At 71.7% G+C, this 1,369-nt stretch carries 2 protein-coding genes; both read right to left on the minus strand.

Translation table 11 applies throughout. The features are described from left to right. On the minus strand, positions 1–735 hold a 735-nt coding region (locus JMF90_RS37195; RefSeq protein ID WP_201326353.1), incomplete at its 3' end, for a glycosyltransferase family 9 protein. Beyond that, a partial coding sequence (locus JMF90_RS37200; RefSeq protein WP_305790776.1) for a glycosyltransferase family 2 protein occupies positions 732–1,369 on the minus strand: 638 nt, incomplete at its 5' end. The genes JMF90_RS37195 and JMF90_RS37200, both read right to left, overlap by 4 nt.

Below are 1,369 nucleotides of genomic sequence, written 5' to 3' on the forward strand. Positions count from 1 at the left end.
CGCGCTCGCCAGCGCCAGTTCCGCGCGCGTGCCGGTCAGCACGATCTGCCAGCCGTCGTCGGCGAGCTGCCGCGCGGCCTGCGCGAAGCGTTCGACCGGCCAGCGTCGCGACGCCATCCGCGCGCCGGGATGGACGATCACGTAGCGGCCGGGGTCGAGCGCGTGTTCGTCGCAGAGCACGTGCCACAGCGCGTAGTCGAGGCCGCCGAGCGGGAATTCGAGGTAGTCGCCCCAGTCCGCGTAGCCGAGCTTGCGCGTGAGCGCCAGATAGCGCGTCACTTCGGGTTCGTCGTCGCGCCACACGAGCGCGCAGTCGAGCGCGGCCGTGCCGCCGTCGGCCGGCACGAAGCCGGCCGTGCGCGTCGCGCCGAGCGACGCGACGATCGCGTTCGTGTGCGCGCCGCTACCGTGCAGCTGGATCGCGAGATCGAAGTCGCGCGAGCGGCATTCGGCGATGAACGCCTCGCGCGTGGCCGCGTCGGGTTCGGGCTGTTCGCCGAGCCCCGGTGCGCCGGGGAATGCAATGAAGCTGTCGATGTAGTCCGAGAAGCGCGACGCGAATTCGCGCGCCCACGGCAGCCCGATCAACGTGATGCGCGCGTCGGGTTCGCCGCGTCGCAGCGCGCGCAGCGCGGGCACCGCGCACAGCATGTCGCCGAGCTGCAACGCGCGGAACACCGCGATCCGCTTCGGGCCGCGCGGGCCGTCGGAATCGACGCCGGGATCGAGCTTCATAGGAAAAGTACCCGAAAGTGAAGCGCGCCGCGCATGCGCCAGTACAGCGACACGGGCGGAATCGCGATGGACGTGACGATCATCTCGGCCACATGCGACACCGTGAGCTGCGTGCCGCGCAGCCGTTTTGCGCAGAACCCCACGGTAATCGCGGCCCACACCGCCGCGCACACGATGGCCGGCGCCGGCCAGCCTGCCGCGAAACAGCCGATCGCGCCGAGCGCGGCGAGCACGGCCGCGTAGTAATGCCACGGCGGCGTCGGCCGGATATGACGCCGGTAGGTCGTGCGATGCTTCTTGTACAACAGCGCATCGAAATACACCTTCGACTGCGCGCCGATGCTCGATCCCCAGCGCGCGGGACGCACCGGATGCACGATGCGCGCGGCGTCGGCCTCGACGATCGGCCCCGCATGCTCGCGCAGCGCGAACATCAGGTCGGCGTCCTCGCGCCACGCACGCGTGAAGCGCTCGTCGAAGCCGCCGATGCGTTCGAGCGCCGCGCGCCGCACGAAGCAGTTCGCGGTCGCGAATTCCGCCTGCGCGAGCCCCGCCGCGTCGCGTTCGTAGTCGGTCGGGCGCGGCCGCAACGGCACGTCGATCCGGCCGGCCGCGGCCGACGCCGACGGCTCGG

Origin of the sequence: Burkholderia sp. E168m23 (assembly GCF_016586125.1) — a bacterium.
Classification (GTDB): domain Bacteria; phylum Pseudomonadota; class Gammaproteobacteria; order Burkholderiales; family Burkholderiaceae; genus Burkholderia; species Burkholderia orbicola.